At 44.0% G+C, this 16,524-nt stretch carries 13 protein-coding genes; 7 read left to right on the forward strand and 6 right to left on the reverse strand.

Annotation, left to right across the window (positions count from 1 at the left end; all coding sequences use genetic code 11):
• The first annotated feature begins 12 nt into the window (after positions 1 to 12).
• Positions 13 to 1,095, forward strand: coding sequence for an efflux RND transporter periplasmic adaptor subunit (locus tag AC23P2_RS22570; RefSeq protein WP_487775304.1), 1,083 nt, complete (start codon positions 13 to 15; stop codon positions 1,093 to 1,095).
• Between the two features lie 3 nt (positions 1,096 to 1,098).
• Positions 1,099 to 4,212 carry an efflux RND transporter permease subunit gene (locus AC23P2_RS22575; RefSeq protein WP_487775305.1) on the forward strand — a complete coding sequence of 1,038 codons (3,114 nt, stop codon included), beginning with the start codon at positions 1,099 to 1,101 and terminating at the stop codon, positions 4,210 to 4,212.
• A 66-nt stretch (positions 4,213 to 4,278) separates the two neighbouring features.
• Here the strand turns inward: AC23P2_RS22575 and AC23P2_RS22580 are convergent, their stop codons facing one another.
• Both AC23P2_RS22580 and AC23P2_RS22585 read right to left on the reverse strand, forming a co-directional pair.
• Complete coding sequence (locus AC23P2_RS22580; protein ID WP_487775306.1) at positions 4,279 to 4,443, reverse strand: hypothetical protein; 165 nt, start codon at positions 4,441 to 4,443, stop codon at positions 4,279 to 4,281.
• A 162-nt stretch (positions 4,444 to 4,605) separates the two neighbouring features.
• On the reverse strand, positions 4,606 to 5,445 hold the full coding sequence (locus AC23P2_RS22585) for a dienelactone hydrolase family protein (RefSeq protein WP_487775307.1): 840 nt from the start codon (positions 5,443 to 5,445) through the stop codon (positions 4,606 to 4,608).
• A 140-nt stretch (positions 5,446 to 5,585) separates the two neighbouring features.
• Here AC23P2_RS22585 and AC23P2_RS22590 point away from each other — a divergent pair, with 140 nt between their 5' ends.
• From AC23P2_RS22590 to AC23P2_RS22605, 4 genes are read left to right on the forward strand one after another with little or no spacing between them, the layout of a single operon-like run.
• Entirely contained in the window at positions 5,586 to 5,954 is a 369-nt protein-coding gene (locus AC23P2_RS22590; protein ID WP_487775308.1) for a BlaI/MecI/CopY family transcriptional regulator, read from the forward strand.
• A 46-nt stretch (positions 5,955 to 6,000) separates the two neighbouring features.
• Positions 6,001 to 7,827 (forward strand): M56 family metallopeptidase, encoded by a 1,827-nt coding sequence (locus AC23P2_RS22595; RefSeq protein WP_487775309.1) that lies wholly within the window; start codon positions 6,001 to 6,003, stop codon positions 7,825 to 7,827.
• Positions 7,828 to 7,831: 4 nt separating this feature from the next.
• The gene (locus AC23P2_RS22600; RefSeq protein WP_487775310.1) at positions 7,832 to 8,899 is read left to right on the forward strand and encodes a hypothetical protein; all 1,068 of its coding nucleotides are present in this window, start codon (positions 7,832 to 7,834) and stop codon (positions 8,897 to 8,899) included.
• Between the two features lie 4 nt (positions 8,900 to 8,903).
• Positions 8,904 to 9,929 carry a hypothetical protein gene (locus AC23P2_RS22605; protein WP_487775311.1) on the forward strand — a complete coding sequence of 342 codons (1,026 nt, stop codon included), beginning with the start codon at positions 8,904 to 8,906 and terminating at the stop codon, positions 9,927 to 9,929.
• Between the two features lie 92 nt (positions 9,930 to 10,021).
• On the opposite strand, the gene AC23P2_RS22610 is transcribed toward AC23P2_RS22605, so the two are convergent.
• Positions 10,022 to 10,864 (reverse strand): universal stress protein, encoded by an 843-nt coding sequence (locus tag AC23P2_RS22610; RefSeq protein ID WP_487775312.1) that lies wholly within the window; start codon positions 10,862 to 10,864, stop codon positions 10,022 to 10,024.
• 145 nt (positions 10,865 to 11,009) lie between these two features.
• Between AC23P2_RS22610 and AC23P2_RS22615 the strand changes: the two genes are divergently transcribed.
• Positions 11,010 to 11,786 carry a hypothetical protein gene (locus AC23P2_RS22615; RefSeq protein ID WP_487775313.1) on the forward strand — a complete coding sequence of 259 codons (777 nt, stop codon included), beginning with the start codon at positions 11,010 to 11,012 and terminating at the stop codon, positions 11,784 to 11,786.
• On the opposite strand, the gene AC23P2_RS22620 is transcribed toward AC23P2_RS22615, so the two are convergent.
• From AC23P2_RS22620 to AC23P2_RS22630, 3 genes are read right to left on the reverse strand one after another with little or no spacing between them, the layout of a single operon-like run.
• Positions 11,776 to 13,323: an ATP-binding protein gene (locus AC23P2_RS22620; RefSeq protein WP_487775314.1), complete on the reverse strand. Its 1,548-nt coding sequence runs from the start codon at positions 13,321 to 13,323 to the stop codon at positions 11,776 to 11,778. The genes AC23P2_RS22615 and AC23P2_RS22620 overlap by 11 nt on opposite strands.
• Positions 13,324 to 13,372: 49 nt before the next feature.
• Entirely contained in the window at positions 13,373 to 14,914 is a 1,542-nt protein-coding gene (locus AC23P2_RS22625) for an ATP-binding protein (RefSeq protein ID WP_487775315.1), read from the reverse strand.
• A gap of 49 nt (positions 14,915 to 14,963) precedes the next feature.
• A complete protein-coding gene (locus tag AC23P2_RS22630; RefSeq protein WP_487775316.1) occupies positions 14,964 to 16,505 on the reverse strand; it encodes an ATP-binding protein in 1,542 nt (513 codons plus the stop codon).
• Between the last annotated feature and the right edge of the window lie 19 nt (positions 16,506 to 16,524).

Raw genomic sequence — 16,524 nt, forward strand, 5'->3', positions numbered from 1 at the left:
TCTATCATACCAATGAAAACCAAGTTACTGTTGTGGGTACTGTGTTTACCCGCATTCGTTCTCCTCTCGTGCCAAAGCGAACAAAAAAACGAGGAACCCAAGACCAAAGACATGGGCTCGGCGTTTCGTACCGATACAGTCCAACTCCGCAACTACGAACAAGAACTACAGTTTACGGGGCAAGTATCGTTTGACCAAAAACAAGTGGATCGTGTGTATCCAATGGTTAGCGGGAATGTACTGGATGTCAATGCCGAGTTGGGGGCTTTTGTCAAAAAAGGGCAAGTATTGGCCAAACTTCAAAGCGCAGACGTCAGTCAATTTGTGAAGGATTATAACACCGCCAAATCGAACTACGACATTGCCAAGCGCAACGCCGACAACGTAGAACAGTTGTACAAAACCAAGTTTTCGTCAGAAAATGACTTGGTCAATGCCCGCAAACAACTCGAAATCGCGTCATCAGAACTTGAACGTTCTAGCCAAGTGCTAAAAATGTACGGCGGAACTTCGGCCAACAGCCAGCCCATTTTTACCGTTTCGGCACCCGTAAGTGGCTACATTGTAGAGCGTAACATCAACCCCAATATGCAAATTCGCCCCGACAACGGCAACAGCCTCTTCACGATTTCAAACCTTTCGGATGTGTGGGTGCTTATCAATATTTATGAGTCTGATATTCAGGCCGTCAAAGTAGGTCAAGAAGTAAATATCAGTACCCTTGCGTATCCCGACCGTGTGTTCCAAGGCCGCATCGATAACATCAGTCAGGTTATTGACAACGACAGTAAAGTGCTGCAAGCACGGGTAGTGCTTCAGAATCCAGGGGGCTTGCTCAAACCCGATATGTTTTGTACGGTAAAACTGCACATCGAAAAACCAGAAAAACTGTTGGCAGTCAATCCTAAATCGGTCATTTTTAGCGAAGATCGCTACTTTGTCATTCTCGACAAAGGCAAGGGCAATTACCAATCCGTCCCCGTAGAAGTCATCAAAAGCACCTCCAAATACAGCTACATCAAAGCCAATCTCCGCGACGGCGACCAAGTCGTGACCGAAGGCGCGCTCTTGTTATTCAATGAATTAACCGACTAAGTCATGAACAAATTCATCAAAAATATCATTGGCTTTTCACTCAAAAACAAGGGAATTGTCTTTTTTGTCACCTTGTTGGTAGTAATTGCTGGGGCCGTAAGTTTTTACAATACCCCCGTTGAAGCCTATCCCGACGTTACCAATACCGAGGTGGTCATTATCTCGCAGTGGCCTGGTCGGAGTGCCGAAGAAGTAGAACGTTTTATTTCGATTCCGATTGAAACCGAAATGAACTCCATTAGCCGCCGTACGGCCATTCGGAGCGTCAATTTGTTTGGTTTATCGTTTATCAAAATCATTTTTGAGGACGGCGTTGACAACTTTAGCGCCCGCATGGAAGCCAGCCAAAAACTTTCTAACGTGGACTTGCCCGACGGTGTAAATGCCGAAATCCAACCTCCCGCAGGCCCCACGGGCGAGATTTATCGCTATACGCTCACATCGCCCACGAAGTCGGTGACCGAACTCAAAACCATCCAAGATTGGGTGATTCAGAAAAACCTGAAAGCCGTACAGGGCGTAGCCGACGTAGTGAGTTTTGGCGGACGTGTGCGTACTTTTGAAGTAAGTGTGAACCCCAACTTACTCACCAAATACAACCTTACTGCCCTCGACGTGTACGGCGCACTCCAACGCGCCAACGTAAACGTGGGTGGTGACATCCTGCGCGAAGGTCAGCAAGCGTTTGTAGTACGTGGGATTGGGATTGTAAAAAATGTACCTGACATTGAAAAAATCATTGTCAAAAACATCAACGGTGTTCCTGTCAGGATTTCAAACATCAGTACGGTTCGTCCTTCTAATTTACCGCAGTTGGGCATTGTTGGTCGCGATTTCCACGACGACGTGGTCGAAGGCATTGTGTTGATGCGCAAAGGTGAAAACCCAGGCGAAGTATTGCCAAAGCTCAAAGAAAAAGTAGCCTACCTCAACTCAACGGTGTTGCCACAAGACGTTAAAATCAAGGTATTTTACGACCGTACCGAACTCAACAACCACACCATGCACACCGTGGGTGAAAACGTAGCGTTGGGGATTACACTGGTAACGGTCATCTTGCTGATATTCTTGGCCGATTGGCGCACTACGGTTACGGTTGCGCTCATCATTCCGTTAGCGTTGTTGTTTGCCTTTATATTAATGCGGGCCAAAGGCATGACTGCCAACCTCCTTTCCATCGGTGCCATCGACTTCGGTATCATCATCGACGGGGCAGTGGTAATGGTCGAGGGGCTATTTGTGATGCTGGCGCACTGGGCCGAAAAAGAGGGCATGGAACGCTTCAACAAACGCGCTAAACTTAGCCGAATCCTAAAAACAGCCGTCGAAATGGGAAAATCCATTTTTACGTCCAAGCTCATCATTATCACGGCCTTACTCCCTATTTTCTCTTTCCAAAAAGTGGAAGGAAAGCTCTTCAGTCCGTTGGCATTTACGATTGGTTTTGCCTTGTTGGGAGCTTTGTTATTGGCCCTTACATTTGTCCCTGTCTTGAGTAGTATTTTGCTCAACAAAAACGTCAGAGAACGTCATAATCCCGTAATCACTTGGCTCAACAAAGCCTATGCTCCGATGCTCGACGGCATGATGAACCACCCCAAACGAGCCATGGTAGCGGGCGTAACGGCACTCGGTTTGGCACTTGGGGCGTTCCACTTTGTAGGGTCAGAGTTTTTGCCCCAGCTCAACGAAGGCTCAATTTATGTTCGGGCGAGTATGCCCCTTAGTATCAGCCTCGAAGACAGCTACCACTTTACACGCAAGTTCCGTCAGGTGTTTGAACAATTTCCTGAAGTGAGAGGCGTCATTAGCCAAACAGGCCGCCCCAACGACGGTACCGACCCCACGGGCTTTTTCAACCAAGAATTTTTTGTGGATTTGTACCCCGCCAACGAGTGGAAACGCAACATCACCAAAGACCAATTGGTGGCCGAAATGCAAGCCAAATTGGCAGGTTTCAGAGGCGTTGATTTTGGATTTTCGCAGCCCATTTCCGACAACGTTGCCGAAGCTGTTTCGGGGGTAAAAGGATCGATTGCGGTAAAAGTCCAAGGAGACGACCTCAATGTGTTGGACAAAAAAATCACGGAGGTTTTCAACGTGCTCAAAAATGTCCAAGGGGTAGAAGATTTGGGGGTATTCCGTAATTTAGGCCAACCCGAACTTCGCATTACCCTCAACCCCGATAAAATGGCCCAATATGGCATAGACGCCGCCGACGCCAACGCGGTCATCGAAATGGCGATTGGAGGAAAAGCCGTGAGCCAAGTGTTTGAGGGGGAAAAGAAATTTGATTTACGCCTTCGTTACGACCAGCCGTTTCGTTCGTCGATTGAGCAAATTGGTCAGCTCCAAGTGCCTACCCTCAACGGCGGAAAAATACCGTTAAAACAAATAGCAAGTATTGAAAACGTAGCTGGGCCTGCCTTTATCTACCGCGAAGACAACGCCCGTTTTATCGCCGTGAAGTTTTCGGTGCGTGGCCGCGACTTGGGAAGCACCATTGCCGAAGCCCAAAAGAAAGTAAATGCCGTCGTAAAATTGCCCAAAGGCTACGAAATGAAATGGAACGGGGAATTTGAAAACCAACAACGCGCCCAAAATCGCTTGGCCTTGGTGGTACCCATCAGCTTGATTTTGATTTTCTTTATCTTGTTTGTTTCCTTTGGCAACGCCCTCGACTCCATTTTGGTGCTCCTCAACGTACCTTTTGCGCTTATTGGCGGGATTGCGGCTCTGTTGCTTACGGGGGTCAACTTTAGTATTTCGGCGGGGGTTGGGTTTATTGCGTTGTTCGGGATTGCCACCCAAAACGGGGTTATTCTTATCAACAATTACCACAAAAACCTAAAAGCAGGAATGCCGTTGATTGAGGCGATTAAGGAAGGTTCTAAGTCGATGCTTCGCCCCATTGTAATGACGGCTTTAGTGGCTTCTTTGGGCTTATTACCCGCCGCGATTTCGACGGGGATTGGCTCCGAAACCCAAAAACCACTGGCGATTGTCGTCATCGGTGGGCTTATCACGGCTACCTTATTATCGTTGCTCATCCTTCCTACCGTGTATGAATGGATTTACAGCAGCCGCGAAAAGCGCAAACAATTATTAAAACAGTAACTTCAATGGTCTAATTGATGACAAAAACGCTACTTGGGGTTTCCGAGTAGCGTTTCTTTGTATCTATTATTTTGCCATTCCGACGCAACTCTTGTCATCCGACACAATTTGTGTCATTCTGACGATTTTTTTGTCATTCCGACGATAGGAGGAATCTACACCACCGCCAATAAGCAGAGGATTTAGTCCCCTCCTTACGTCGGGGTGACAAAAGGGAAACTTTTTTGTCATTCCAACGCAACTTTTGTCATTCCGACACAATTTCTGTCATTCCGACGATTTTTTTGTCATTCCGACGATAGGAGGAATCTACACCACCACCAACAAGCAGAGGATTTAGTCCCCTCCTTACGTCGGGGTGACAAATGAGAAAGTTTTCTGAAAGGAAATACTTTAGCTAAACTTCTTCTTCAAATACTCAATTGAGTGCTTGTAAGCATCCGCCGTCGCTGTTGCGTCGTGCTTAGGATTGCTTGGATTGGCAAAACCGTGTACGGCATCGTACATTTTCACGGTTACTTGCTTGCCAGCAGTTTTCATATCTTCCTCAAATTTTGCGACCATTTCGGGCGACGGAGCTTTGTCTTGTTTGCCAAAAATACCCAATACGTCCACGTTCAACGTCTTGAGTTTTTCTACATCTTGCTCAGGACGACCGTAATACATCACGCAGCCCACCGCTTGCTTGCCTTCTAACAACGCCGATTGCAACGATAACATACCTCCAAAGCACCAACCTACGCTCGCAATTTTAGCTTTTTTACCAACGTGCGCCAACGCACCTTGCATAATAGCCGTCAAACGCTCTTTCGGCACCGACTGCATGATTTTGCCAGCTTCTTGGGGAGTTGTTCCTACTTGACCATCGTACATATCCAAGGCCAACACGTTTACGTCGCCCAAATCGTTGTAGAACGTTTCAGCTTCGTGCTTGATGTGGTCGTTGAGTCCCCACCATTCTTGATAGACAAAAAGCCATTTATCCGACTTCTTAGGAGCTTTGATCAAAAAGCCCGATGCCTCTTTTCCGTCAGGCGTCGAGAACTTAATGGTTTCGCCTTTGCCCGCGTAATGGTAAGCTTCAGGTGCTTCGTGCATGGCCATAAAGTTGGCATCAGCCGCCCAAGTTGCCATGTCATGCGAGGTGTGGCACAATGGAATGGGAGCTTCTGCTGGACGTTGGATAAATGCCTGCATGGCGAACATCGCCCCGACGAGAATCAATTTTTTCATTGGTGAATGAGTTAAACAGTGATATATGTTGGTACACGTATTAGCAAACCAAAATTGCAAAAAATGGTTTAAAAAAGCACGTTAAAAAAAATCCTACAAAAATAGTTTGCAAACTACAATTATAGGACTACATTTGTAGTATGGAAAAACTAACAAACAAAGAAGAAGAAATCATGCACGCGCTTTGGAAAGTAGAACGTGCTTTTGTGAAAGACCTTTTACCGTTTTTCACCAACCCACCTTTGCACTACAATACGGTGTCAACGATTATTCGCAACCTCGAAGAAAAAGGATACATCGGGCACCGAACCTACGGAAACACCTACGAATATTATCCACTGGTGTCAAAGGAGTCCTACCAAAATCAATTCGTTATCAGCAAGTTAGTTGACAATTACTTTGACAATTCGTACAAAAACCTAGTCTCCTATTTTGCCCAAAACGACAAAGTCTCTGCCGATGAGTTACGCGAAATCCTGCGCATGATTGAAGGAGAAAGCGACACTTAAAGCATTTCGACCAACCATTTATTCACCTCTTAACCTCGACAAAACCGTGAACTTCGACCTCCTCTCCTATCTACTGAAAGCCAGTTTGGTGATGGCTATTTTGACGGGCGCTTACGCTTGGCTCGTCAAACGCGAAACTTTTTTGCAGGTGAACCGATGGTTGTTGTGGATCAATGTAGCCGCGACCTTGGTTTTGCCCATCGTCCCCGTACCCGATTGGGAATGGGTACCCGACACCCCTGCCCAACTCGTCAATCAAGCCGCTTCTTGGACCAAGGAAAAAGCGCCGAAGCAACCCTTCTCAGCGACTCAGGTCTCTTCATCGCGCACTGCTCCAACAATAGTTAAGGAAGAAAGTCAGTCCAAGGCGGTCAGCCCTGCCGCATCTGCACAAAAAGCGTGGACACTCTTTTCTTGGATTGCGTTGGTCTATTGGCTAGGCGTGGGGGTATTGGGGGCAAAATTTTTGGTACAATTGGCTTCCCTCTGGCGGCTCAAGCGCAAAAGTACGCTTTATGCCACCGATTTTAACGTAGTATTGGTAGAAAACCCAACCCTTACAGCCCCTTTTTCATTTTTTCACTGGATTTTTTACAACCCTCACCAACATACCACCGACGAATGGGAGCAGGTATGGACACACGAGTGCATCCACGCCCAGCAGTACCACAGCCTCGATATGCTTACGTCGGAAATACTCAAAATTGTTTTTTGGTTCAATCCTTTTGCGTGGTGGCATCAGCGTTTGGTACAAGAAACCCTCGAATACATTACCGACCGTGCCGTGCTCGATACGGGCGTTGAAAAGAAATCGTATCAATTTCATTTGTTACGAAATACCCTCAATACCTCCCAACAAACCTTCGCTAATCACTTCAACCAAGCGCTACTAAAAAGTCGAATTGCGATGATGAACAAACGCAAGTCTAGCTGGAAAGCCATGGGAAAATATGGGCTATTCATTGCCTCGCTTTGGGTATGTGCGGCGTTTACGAAGCCCTATCGGGAAATAGTAAAAGCGACTCTTGTAAAAAAGATGCCTGAGCTTCAACCCGTTTTGCAGGTCTCAGCCAGCATTCCCAGAGAAAATTTACGAGATTTTGAATGGAAAAGCCCCGCTCCTATCACCCTTTTAGACTCTCATTCCATCTCTACTGAGCCCAAATTTGTTTCTACTTCACAACCTGTCGCCTCTACTAAATACTTGATTTATAGAGATAGTACAGTCTATTGGCTAGTTACTTCAAAATCAAAGCTTTTAGATCTAAATGCCATTCAGCAAGAGCTTAATAAATATGGGCTCGAATTTGAGACTACCGAATTTAAACTTGATCCGCTACGGTTGTTTAACCAACGTATCGGCGTAATATGTCTGAATAAAGGCGCAGGAAGTACCTCCTCGGCCATTGGGGACGCAGAGTTGTTCGTACCTTGTCAATCCATTTCAGGTTTTGCGACGATTAATAAAAAGGGAATGATGGGAATTAGTGAACTAGAGCCTTCTTTACCCGAATTCAAAAAACTGGCAGAGGACGATTACCGCGCATCTCTTGAGGATTTACGCGCCCATCACCTCGAATACCTTGTTATCGAAACAGACAAAAAAGTAGGAGGAGGAGGTAATCGTGATTATTCCAAAGCATCTTTGGAGTATTTAAAATCCCAAAATAAACCTTCTACTAGAATCAATTTATCAAGTGACAATTATATCAGGATTGGAGAAGAGTACCGCAGCAACATAGTGTATTTGAATGGCAGAGTTTCGAGCATTGAAGAAATTGAAAAAATCTCATTTCAAGATTTGTACTTAGCCCGTTTCAAGGATGCCTTCAGAGATAAGAAAGCCCATATTTTAATCTTTACTTACCACTAAAGCCATGAAAACCCTCACTTCCCCCGAACATTTTACGTTTACCAACCACTTCAATCAATCGCTGCTCAAAAGTCGGATTGCGATGATGAACAAACGCAAATCTAGTTGGAAAGCCTTTGGCAAATATGGGCTATTTATTGCCTCAATTTGGGTATGCGCGGCGTTTACAAAGCCTTATCGGGAAAAAGTCGCAGCACAAATCGTTAAGAATGTTCCTGAATTAGAGACAGTTCTGACTCCAAAAGCAAAAAATGAAACTATCTTCAATGATTTTATTTTTGAAGCTCCTGTTCTCTCTTCTTTGGACTCAGCATCATTACCAGCTCTTCAAAACCCAGTTGTTGTCAACACCGATACTCAAAAATACATTTCGGCAACAAAATATATCATTTATAAAAATGATGCGCTTTATTGGCTAATTACCCCTAAAACAACAATGGAAGATTTGGTAGATATGAAGAAAGAATTTGTCAAACATAACCAAACTTTTGAAGTATCAGGCTTCCAGTTAGATCCACTTAATTCGTTCATTATTTCAGTTGAGGCAAAGGGAAATGGTTGTGGTTATAAATCGTTTATCCCTGACAATTACGACAAACCCGTAAGTTCACATGGAGGCTATGTTTCTTTAATCAAAAAAAGTTGTGGTACAATTGATAGTCAAAAAATGCCAGATGAACTAAAGGTTATAGCACAAAAAGACGACCAATTAGCTCAGGCACTACAGCAAAAAAACAGAATCAGCTATTTGGAAATAAAAACTAGCGAGAGTTTAGGCCCAGGAGGAAGCACGTCAATTACAAAAGAAACCTTACTAAAACTGGCCAAGCCAACTCCTCAAAATTCCCTTGTAAAACAATCAAAATATCTCAATCTAACAGAAAACGATTTTCTCAACATTGCCCAACCACGGCGTAACGACATTATTTTATTAAATGGTAATCCATCAACACTTGAGGAGGTAGAAAAAATACATATTAAAGACTTTTACTCGGCCATTTTTAAAGAAACTTGGCAAGAAAATAAACTTTTAAGGCAACATTATATTTTGGTTTTTACCGAACACGAATAAAGCCATGAAAACCCTCACATCCCCCGAACATTTTACGTTTACCAACCACTTCAATCAATCGCTGCTCAAAAGTCGCATTAAGATGATGAATCGAACCCCAACGTGGCGAAGCAGCTGGCGATATGCCTCGTTTGTGGTGGCCATAGGCGTTATTTTAATGTGTTTGCAATCCTACTCACCCGCCCAACGTACGTCGTTGAGTCCCTCCGAGTTCGGAACCCGTTATTTGGTCGCCAAAAAGGGAAAACTTTATGGCGTTATTACCCCGTACGCCACCGATAAAGACATTGCTGCCATTTACAAAGCACTAAAAAAACACGGAGTTGCCTTTGAACTTCAAGGCATCGAACGTGACGCGGAAGGGCGCATTTCAGGCATCAAAAACGTGATTTTGGGCGACTATGGCAGCGAAACCATGAAGATTATCAAACGAAGAGACGAGACATCAGAAGGATACAAAATGGCCTTTTTTGATTTTTGTTACGACCCAGAAGTGGGTTGTTATCCCAAAATTCTGCCGTCTGACTACCCCAATGTGCTTTCTCAGGTCTTAACGCAAGAAGGTTTGTTTACCCACAACAGCACCTTAAAACAATCTTTATACGACGTTTCTTTCAAAGATAAAGTGAGAGGCGCTCAAACCAATCCCGCCGAAACTCGCGAAAAAGCGGAAAGAACTTGGTCGGGCAACATGAATCAATTGTTGGAAGCAAGTTTCTTCAAACGACAGGGAACGATGGTCTATGTGCGACCCGACAAATACTTAGACATCTATCCAAAATACCAAGAGAATGTCACCCTATTTGTTGATGGCAAAGAAATTACCCTAAAAGAACTTCATAAGGTACATATTCGGCAAGTAGCCAAAGTCTATGCCCATAAACGTCAAACAAAGGAAGATTTTTCAGGTATTCTCAATCGACTAAAAGGCCAAACCGATTATGTCGTTTGGATAGAACGTGCACCCAATCGCTTACAGCGCGACTCTAGCCATTATGTCGTTAGCCCATTTTACACGGGCGACTTCTAAAAACAAAGACACCTAGGCTCAAACCGAACCTAGGTGTGCTATAAACAACCCATTCTCGCAAGATTTTTATAGTTTGAGTGCTATGTTCAGCACTATACTCCTAATGTCTCTACAATTTCTAAGTGGCACACAAGCACGGGAATGTTCGTAGCGAGTACCATTTTTTTTGACACGCTTGGATTGATAATACCCGATAGCCAATCACGTTTGCGCGTTGCCATCACGATCAAATCCGCGTTTTGTTCTTCGGCGTAGGTTTGGAGACCTCCCACAACTGTGTCGGCTTCTATGACCTGCAAAGTGTACTTTTTTGTACCCAAAATCGCCGCAATGTCCTGCATAAACTCTTCATCGTTAAACACATCCACTTCAAAAGGCGCTCTTACTTTTACTAAATCAAGCTCCGCTTTAAAGTGCTCGGCGAGGTTGAATGCAAACCCAAGTGCATTTTCTTCGGGGCGTTCGAGTTCGGTCGCATACACTATTTTCCGAATCGTACGAGTTTCTGTTTGGGGTGGTAAAACCAACACAGGACAACTTGCTTTTGCTGCAACGCCAGCCGCTACACTGCCAATAATTTTATCCAACCAACCACCTTTTCCTGTTCTCCCCATCACCACCAAAATCGGCTTTTGCGTTTTGATTTCTTCCAAAACCACTTCCGCTGCGGCGCCGTACACGAGTTTACTTTGGCACGCAAAACCATCTGCTCTACAATCACTTTCCCACTTCAAGAGTGTCTCTTGATTGAGTTTTTCGGTTTGTTCAGCCAACGCTACAAGCGTTTCAGCTGGCAAGTTGGGATCCACAACGGGCGGATGAAACGCGTGAACCAATGATATACCTGCGTCGTAACGTTCGGCTATTTCCTGCGCAAACTCCAAAGCTCGTTGTGAATTTTCAGAAAAATCTATCGGAACTAATATTGCTCTCATCGTTGTGTGTGGTTGAATTGAACGATGTAAAATTCTCTCTATAAAACTGAAAAATGTATGACAAAAATCAGTTATCTTGATGACTATCATCAATTAGGTCAGTAGAAGCACCCTTTTTACGGATTTTAACTCAAAAACCACTTGTATGAAACAACATTTTATCCTCGGATTTTTTCTTTATTTGGCAACTTCCACCTGTCTTTTTGCCCAAAACAACCCCGCAGCTGCAGGTTTTGACCAAGCAGGCTCCGATTTAAAGGCCATCGAACTCGCCGACAAAGCCATGGAAGCCATGGGAGGGCGAAAAAATTGGGACAAAACCCATTTTATTGCTTGGAACTTCTTCGGAAACCGAAAATTAATTTGGGATAAATGGACAGGAAACGTTCGTATCGACAATGTCAACAACGACCAAACCATCCTAATAAACATCAATGATGGAAAAGGACGAATTTTCAAATATGGCCAAGAACAAACCCACCCAGACTCATTAGCCAAGTATCTAAAACAGGGAAAAGGCGCTTGGATTAACGACGGATATTGGCTCACTATGCCTTTCAAACTCAAAGACTCGGGAGTAACCCTAAAGTACCTCGGCGAAGAAAAAACGCAAGACGGCGCCGATGCCGACGTCATCCAATTGACATTCAAGAACGTAGGAAATACGCCTGACAACAAGTATAAAGTATGGCTCAACAAAGCCAATCATTTGGTGTGGCAGTGGGCGTATTATCCCAAATTTGATGCCGAGAAACCAGGCTTCGTTCGCCCTTGGATTGACTACAAAAAACACGGAAAAATCCTTCTTTCGGGTGAGCGTGGTGACCGTGACCTTACCGACATCATGGTGTTTGATAAACTTCCCGAAAGCATTTTTACTGATTTCAAACGCCCTGATTTGAGTCAATACGCTACAAAATAATTTCAACCTCCCAGCTTTCAACCGATTTCGTTGCCGTCGAAAAATTGACGCCCACTGCCACCAATTCTTTCCCCAGTGGTTTGTAGGGCGTCAAATACCCTTTCGTTTTTACTTGTGCCAACGCCTCCGATGATGTCTTATCTAACTTAAATTCAAACCCATACACATAACGCTGCGTTTGTACCAACGCATCACAACGACCCCGTGAAGTGTGAACTTCTGACTGTACATACACGCCCAACAATGTAAAAGTCAAATGAATAAGCGCGTGGTAGAAACGCTCATTCTCATTTTGCCACAAATCATAAGGCAACGACGAAAACACGGTATTCATCACCTCCATCGCTTTGGCTAAGTCATTGTTTTGCAAAGCATTCCGAAGATGTACTACCATCGACAAAGCTCCTTCACTTTCATCTTGCCGATACGCCTTCAACAAATACTGATTCAACGAGAGTTTTACTTCTTGATTAGGAAAATCAAGTGTGTATAAATAGTCCTCTGGGCTATAATTGGCAATGGTTAGGTAGCCTGTTTGAAATAACAACGTTATCGGACGAAGATTGTCGATGTCGAACGAATTGAGTTCATCTTCTGTCACTGACAAGTGACTAAAATCGTACAAAAACTTCTCCTTCGCCAGTTTTACCAACCAAGTAGGTGTGCCTGTACTGAACCAGTAATTTTGAAAAGCGCCTCTCTTTGAAAAGAAATTTAATAATGAAAAAGGATTATAAACCCTATCAACCCCGTTCCATGAATACCCATTGTACCACTCTTTCACTTTCTCCAGAAACGCTTCTCTAGAAATTTCTTGTTTTAGTGCAAAAGCGCTAATCTCTTCCTCAAAACTGGCTTCCAATTCAGATTGATTTATCCCTACCAAATTAGCGTAATCGTCATCTAAACTTATGTCATTGAGATTATTCAAATCCGAAAACACACTCACTTTCGCAAACTTACTCACGCCCGTCAGCAACACAAACTCCAAATGCTCGTCCGAAGGTTTGAGTATTCCGTAAAACGATTTCAACAACTGACGGTTCAAGTGTGCAATGGGTAGTTCCTCCAAATAATCCACTATCGGTTTGTCGTATTCATCTACCAACACTACCACTTTTCGACCCGTCTTGACGTGCAGTTTCTCGATTAACTCTTGAAACATAAAGCCCACCCCTTCACTCTCTAACACTAACTCATGGCGGCGCGCTTCGTTGCGCAACGTCGTTATCAGCGATTGCTCCAAACCCACATCACGCAAACTCATCTGATTAAAATAAATCACAAGCGTGGGGTTCGTCTGGCTAAAATCCCATTTATCAAAAATGTACAATCCTTCAAAAAGCTCCTTTCGGCCTTCATACAACGACTGTAACGTACTCACCAACAATGACTTCCCAAATCGACGAGGACGCGATAGAAAATAGTAACCTGCTTGCTGGGTAAGCCGATAAATGAAGGCCGTTTTGTCAATATAAACAAACCCACCTTCTCGCAATTTCTGAAAATTCTGGATTCCTATCGGATATTTTTGCATCGTTTCTCGCTTTCTTTAAACAAAGATAGACCCAAATTTTGTCAGCGTATCAATTTAAAACCGCTACCTCCCAGCTTTCAACCGATTTCGTTGCCGTCGAAAAATTGACGCCCACTGCCACCAACTCTTTCCCCAGTTGACGGTAGGGCGTCAAATACCCTCTCGTTTTTACTTGTGCCAGCGCCTCCGAAGATGTCTTATCTAACTTAAATTCAAACCCATACACATACCGCTGCGTTTGTACCAACGCATCACAACGACCCCGTGAAGTGTGAACTTCTGACTGTACATATACCCCCAACAACGTAAACGTCAAATGGATAAGCGCGTGGTAGAAATGCTCATTCTCATTTTGCCACAAATCATAAGGCAACGACGAAAACACGGTATTTATCACCTCCATCGCTTTGGCTAAGTCATTGTTTTGCAAAGCATTCCGAAGATGTAATACCAAAGGTAAGCCCTCTCCCAATGAACCTTGACGATAGCCTTGCAACAGATATTGCAAAAACGATTGCTTCACTTCTTGATTAGGATAATCCAACACATAAATCCCATCTTCCTCTGAAAGTATCGTCAAATAGCCCGTTTGAAATAAGATAGGATAAACTTCTAACCGTTCAATATCAAAGGTATCTAAACTAATGGCCGATACCTCCTGACCCTCTATCTGATAAATCCCTTGGCTACGCAACAAGCCAATTAACCACGTAGGCGTCCCTGTACTGAACCAGTAATTTTGAAAACTACCGTTGTCCGCAAAAAAGTTGAGCAACGAAAAGGGGTTGTAAACACTGACCTTGCCCCCCCAAGAATAGCCGTTGTACCAATGCTTGATTTGACCCAAAAATACATCCTCAGTAATCCCTCTTTCTCTGGCTAAGTCTGAAATTTCTGCCTTAAAATTCAAAACAAGTTCTTCTTGGTTAATACCAACCAAATCCGAAAATTGTGGATTAAGGGTAAGGTCTCGCAAATTATTCAAATCAGAAAACACACTCACTTTCGCAAACTTACTCACACCTGTCAGCAATACAAACTCCAAATGCTCGTCCGAAGGTTTGAGTATTCCGTAAAACGATTTCAACAACTGACGGTTCAAGTGCGCAATGGGTAGTTCCTCCAAGTAATCCACTATCGGTTTGTCGTATTCATCTACCAACACTACCACTTTTCGACCCGTCTTGACGTGCAACTTTTCGATAAGCTCTTGAAACATAAAGCCCACCCCTTCACTCTCTAACACTAACTCGTGGCGGCGCGCTTCGTTACGCAACGTCGTTATCAGCGATTGCTCCAAACCCACATCCCGCAAACTCATCTGATTAAAATAAATCACAAGCGTGGGGTTCGTCTGGCTAAAATCCCATTTGTCACCAATGTACAACCCTTCAAAAAGCTCCTTTCGGCCTTCATACAACGCCTGTAACGTACTCACCAGCAACGACTTCCCAAAACGACGAGGGCGAGACAGAAAATAGTATTTCCCCCTACTTACCAAGCGGTAAATCAACGCTGTTTTATCAACATAGAGATACCCCCCCGTGATAAGCTCTTGAAAATTCTGGATTCCTATCGGATATTTTTGCATCGTCCCTAAATTTCTTTAAACAAAGATAGACCCAAATTTTGTCAGCGTATCAATTTAAAACCGCTACCTCCCAGCTTTCAACCGATTTCGTTGCCGTCGAAAAATTGACGCCCACTGCCACCAATTCTTTCCCCAGTTGACGGTAGGGCGTCAAATACCCTTTCGTTTTTACTTGTGACAATGCCTCCGATGATGTCTTATCTAACTTAAATTCAAACCCATACACATAACGCTGCGTTTGCACCAACGCATCACAACGACCCCGTGAAGTGTGAACTTCTGACTGTACATACACGCCCAACAATGTAAAAGTCAAATGAATAAGTGCATGGTAGAAACGCTCATTCTCATTTTGCCACAAATCATAAGGCAACGACGAAAACACGGTATTTATCACCTCCATCGCTTTGGCTAAGTCGTTGTTTTGTAAAGCATTCCGAAGATGTAATACCAAAGGTAAGCCCTCTCCCAATGAACCTTGACGATAGCCTTGCAACAGATATTGCAAAAACGATTGCTTCACTTCTTGGTTAGGATAATCCAACACATAAATCCCATCTTCCTCTGAAAGTATCGTCAAATAGCCCGTTTGAAATAAGATAGGATAAACTTCTAACCGTTCAATATCAAAGGTATCTAAACTAATGGCCGATACCTCCTGACCCTCTATCTGATAAATCCCTTGGCTACGCAACAAGCCAATTAACCACGTAGGCGTCCCTGTACTGAACCAGTAATTTTGGAAACTACCGTTGTCCGCAAAAAAGTTGAGCAACGAAAAGGGGTTGTAAACACTGACCTTGCCCCCCCAAGAGTAGCCGTTGTACCAATGCTTGATTTGACCCAAAAATACCTCCTCCGTAATCCCTCTTTCTCTGGCTAAGTCTGAAATTTCTGCCTTAAAATTCAAAACAAGTTCTTCTTGGTTAATACCAACCAAATCCGAAAATTGTGGATTAAGGGTAAGGTCTCGCAAATTATTCAAATCAGAAAACACACTCACTTTCGCAAACTTGCTCACGCCTGTCAGCAACACAAACTCCAAATGCTCGTCCGAAGGTTTGAGTATTCCGTAAAACGATTTCAACAACTGACGGTTCAAGTGCGCAATGGGTAATTCCTCCAAGTAATCCACTATCGGTTTGTCGTACTCATCCACCAACACCACCACTTTTCGACCCGTCTTGACGTGCAGTTTCTCGATTAACTCTTGAAAAATAAAGCCCACCCCTTCACTCTCTAACACTAAATCGTGGCGGCGCGCTTCGTTACGCAACGTCGTTATCAGCGATTGTTCCAAACCCACATCACGCAAACTCATCTGATTAAAATAAATCACAAGCGTGGGGTTCGTCTGGCTAAAATCCCATTTGTCACCAATGTACAACCCTTCAAAAAGCTCCTTTCGGCCTTCATACAACGCCTGTAACGTACTCACCAACAGCGACTTCCCAAAACGACGAGGGCGAGACAGAAAATAGTATTTCCCCCTGCTTACCAAGCGGTAAATCAACGCTGTTTTATCAACATAGAGATACCCCCCCGTGATAAGCTCTTGAAAATTCTGAATTCCTATCGGATATTTTTGCATCGTTTCTCGCTTTCTTTAA

The organism is Runella sp. R0.1_18 (genome assembly GCF_057652155.1).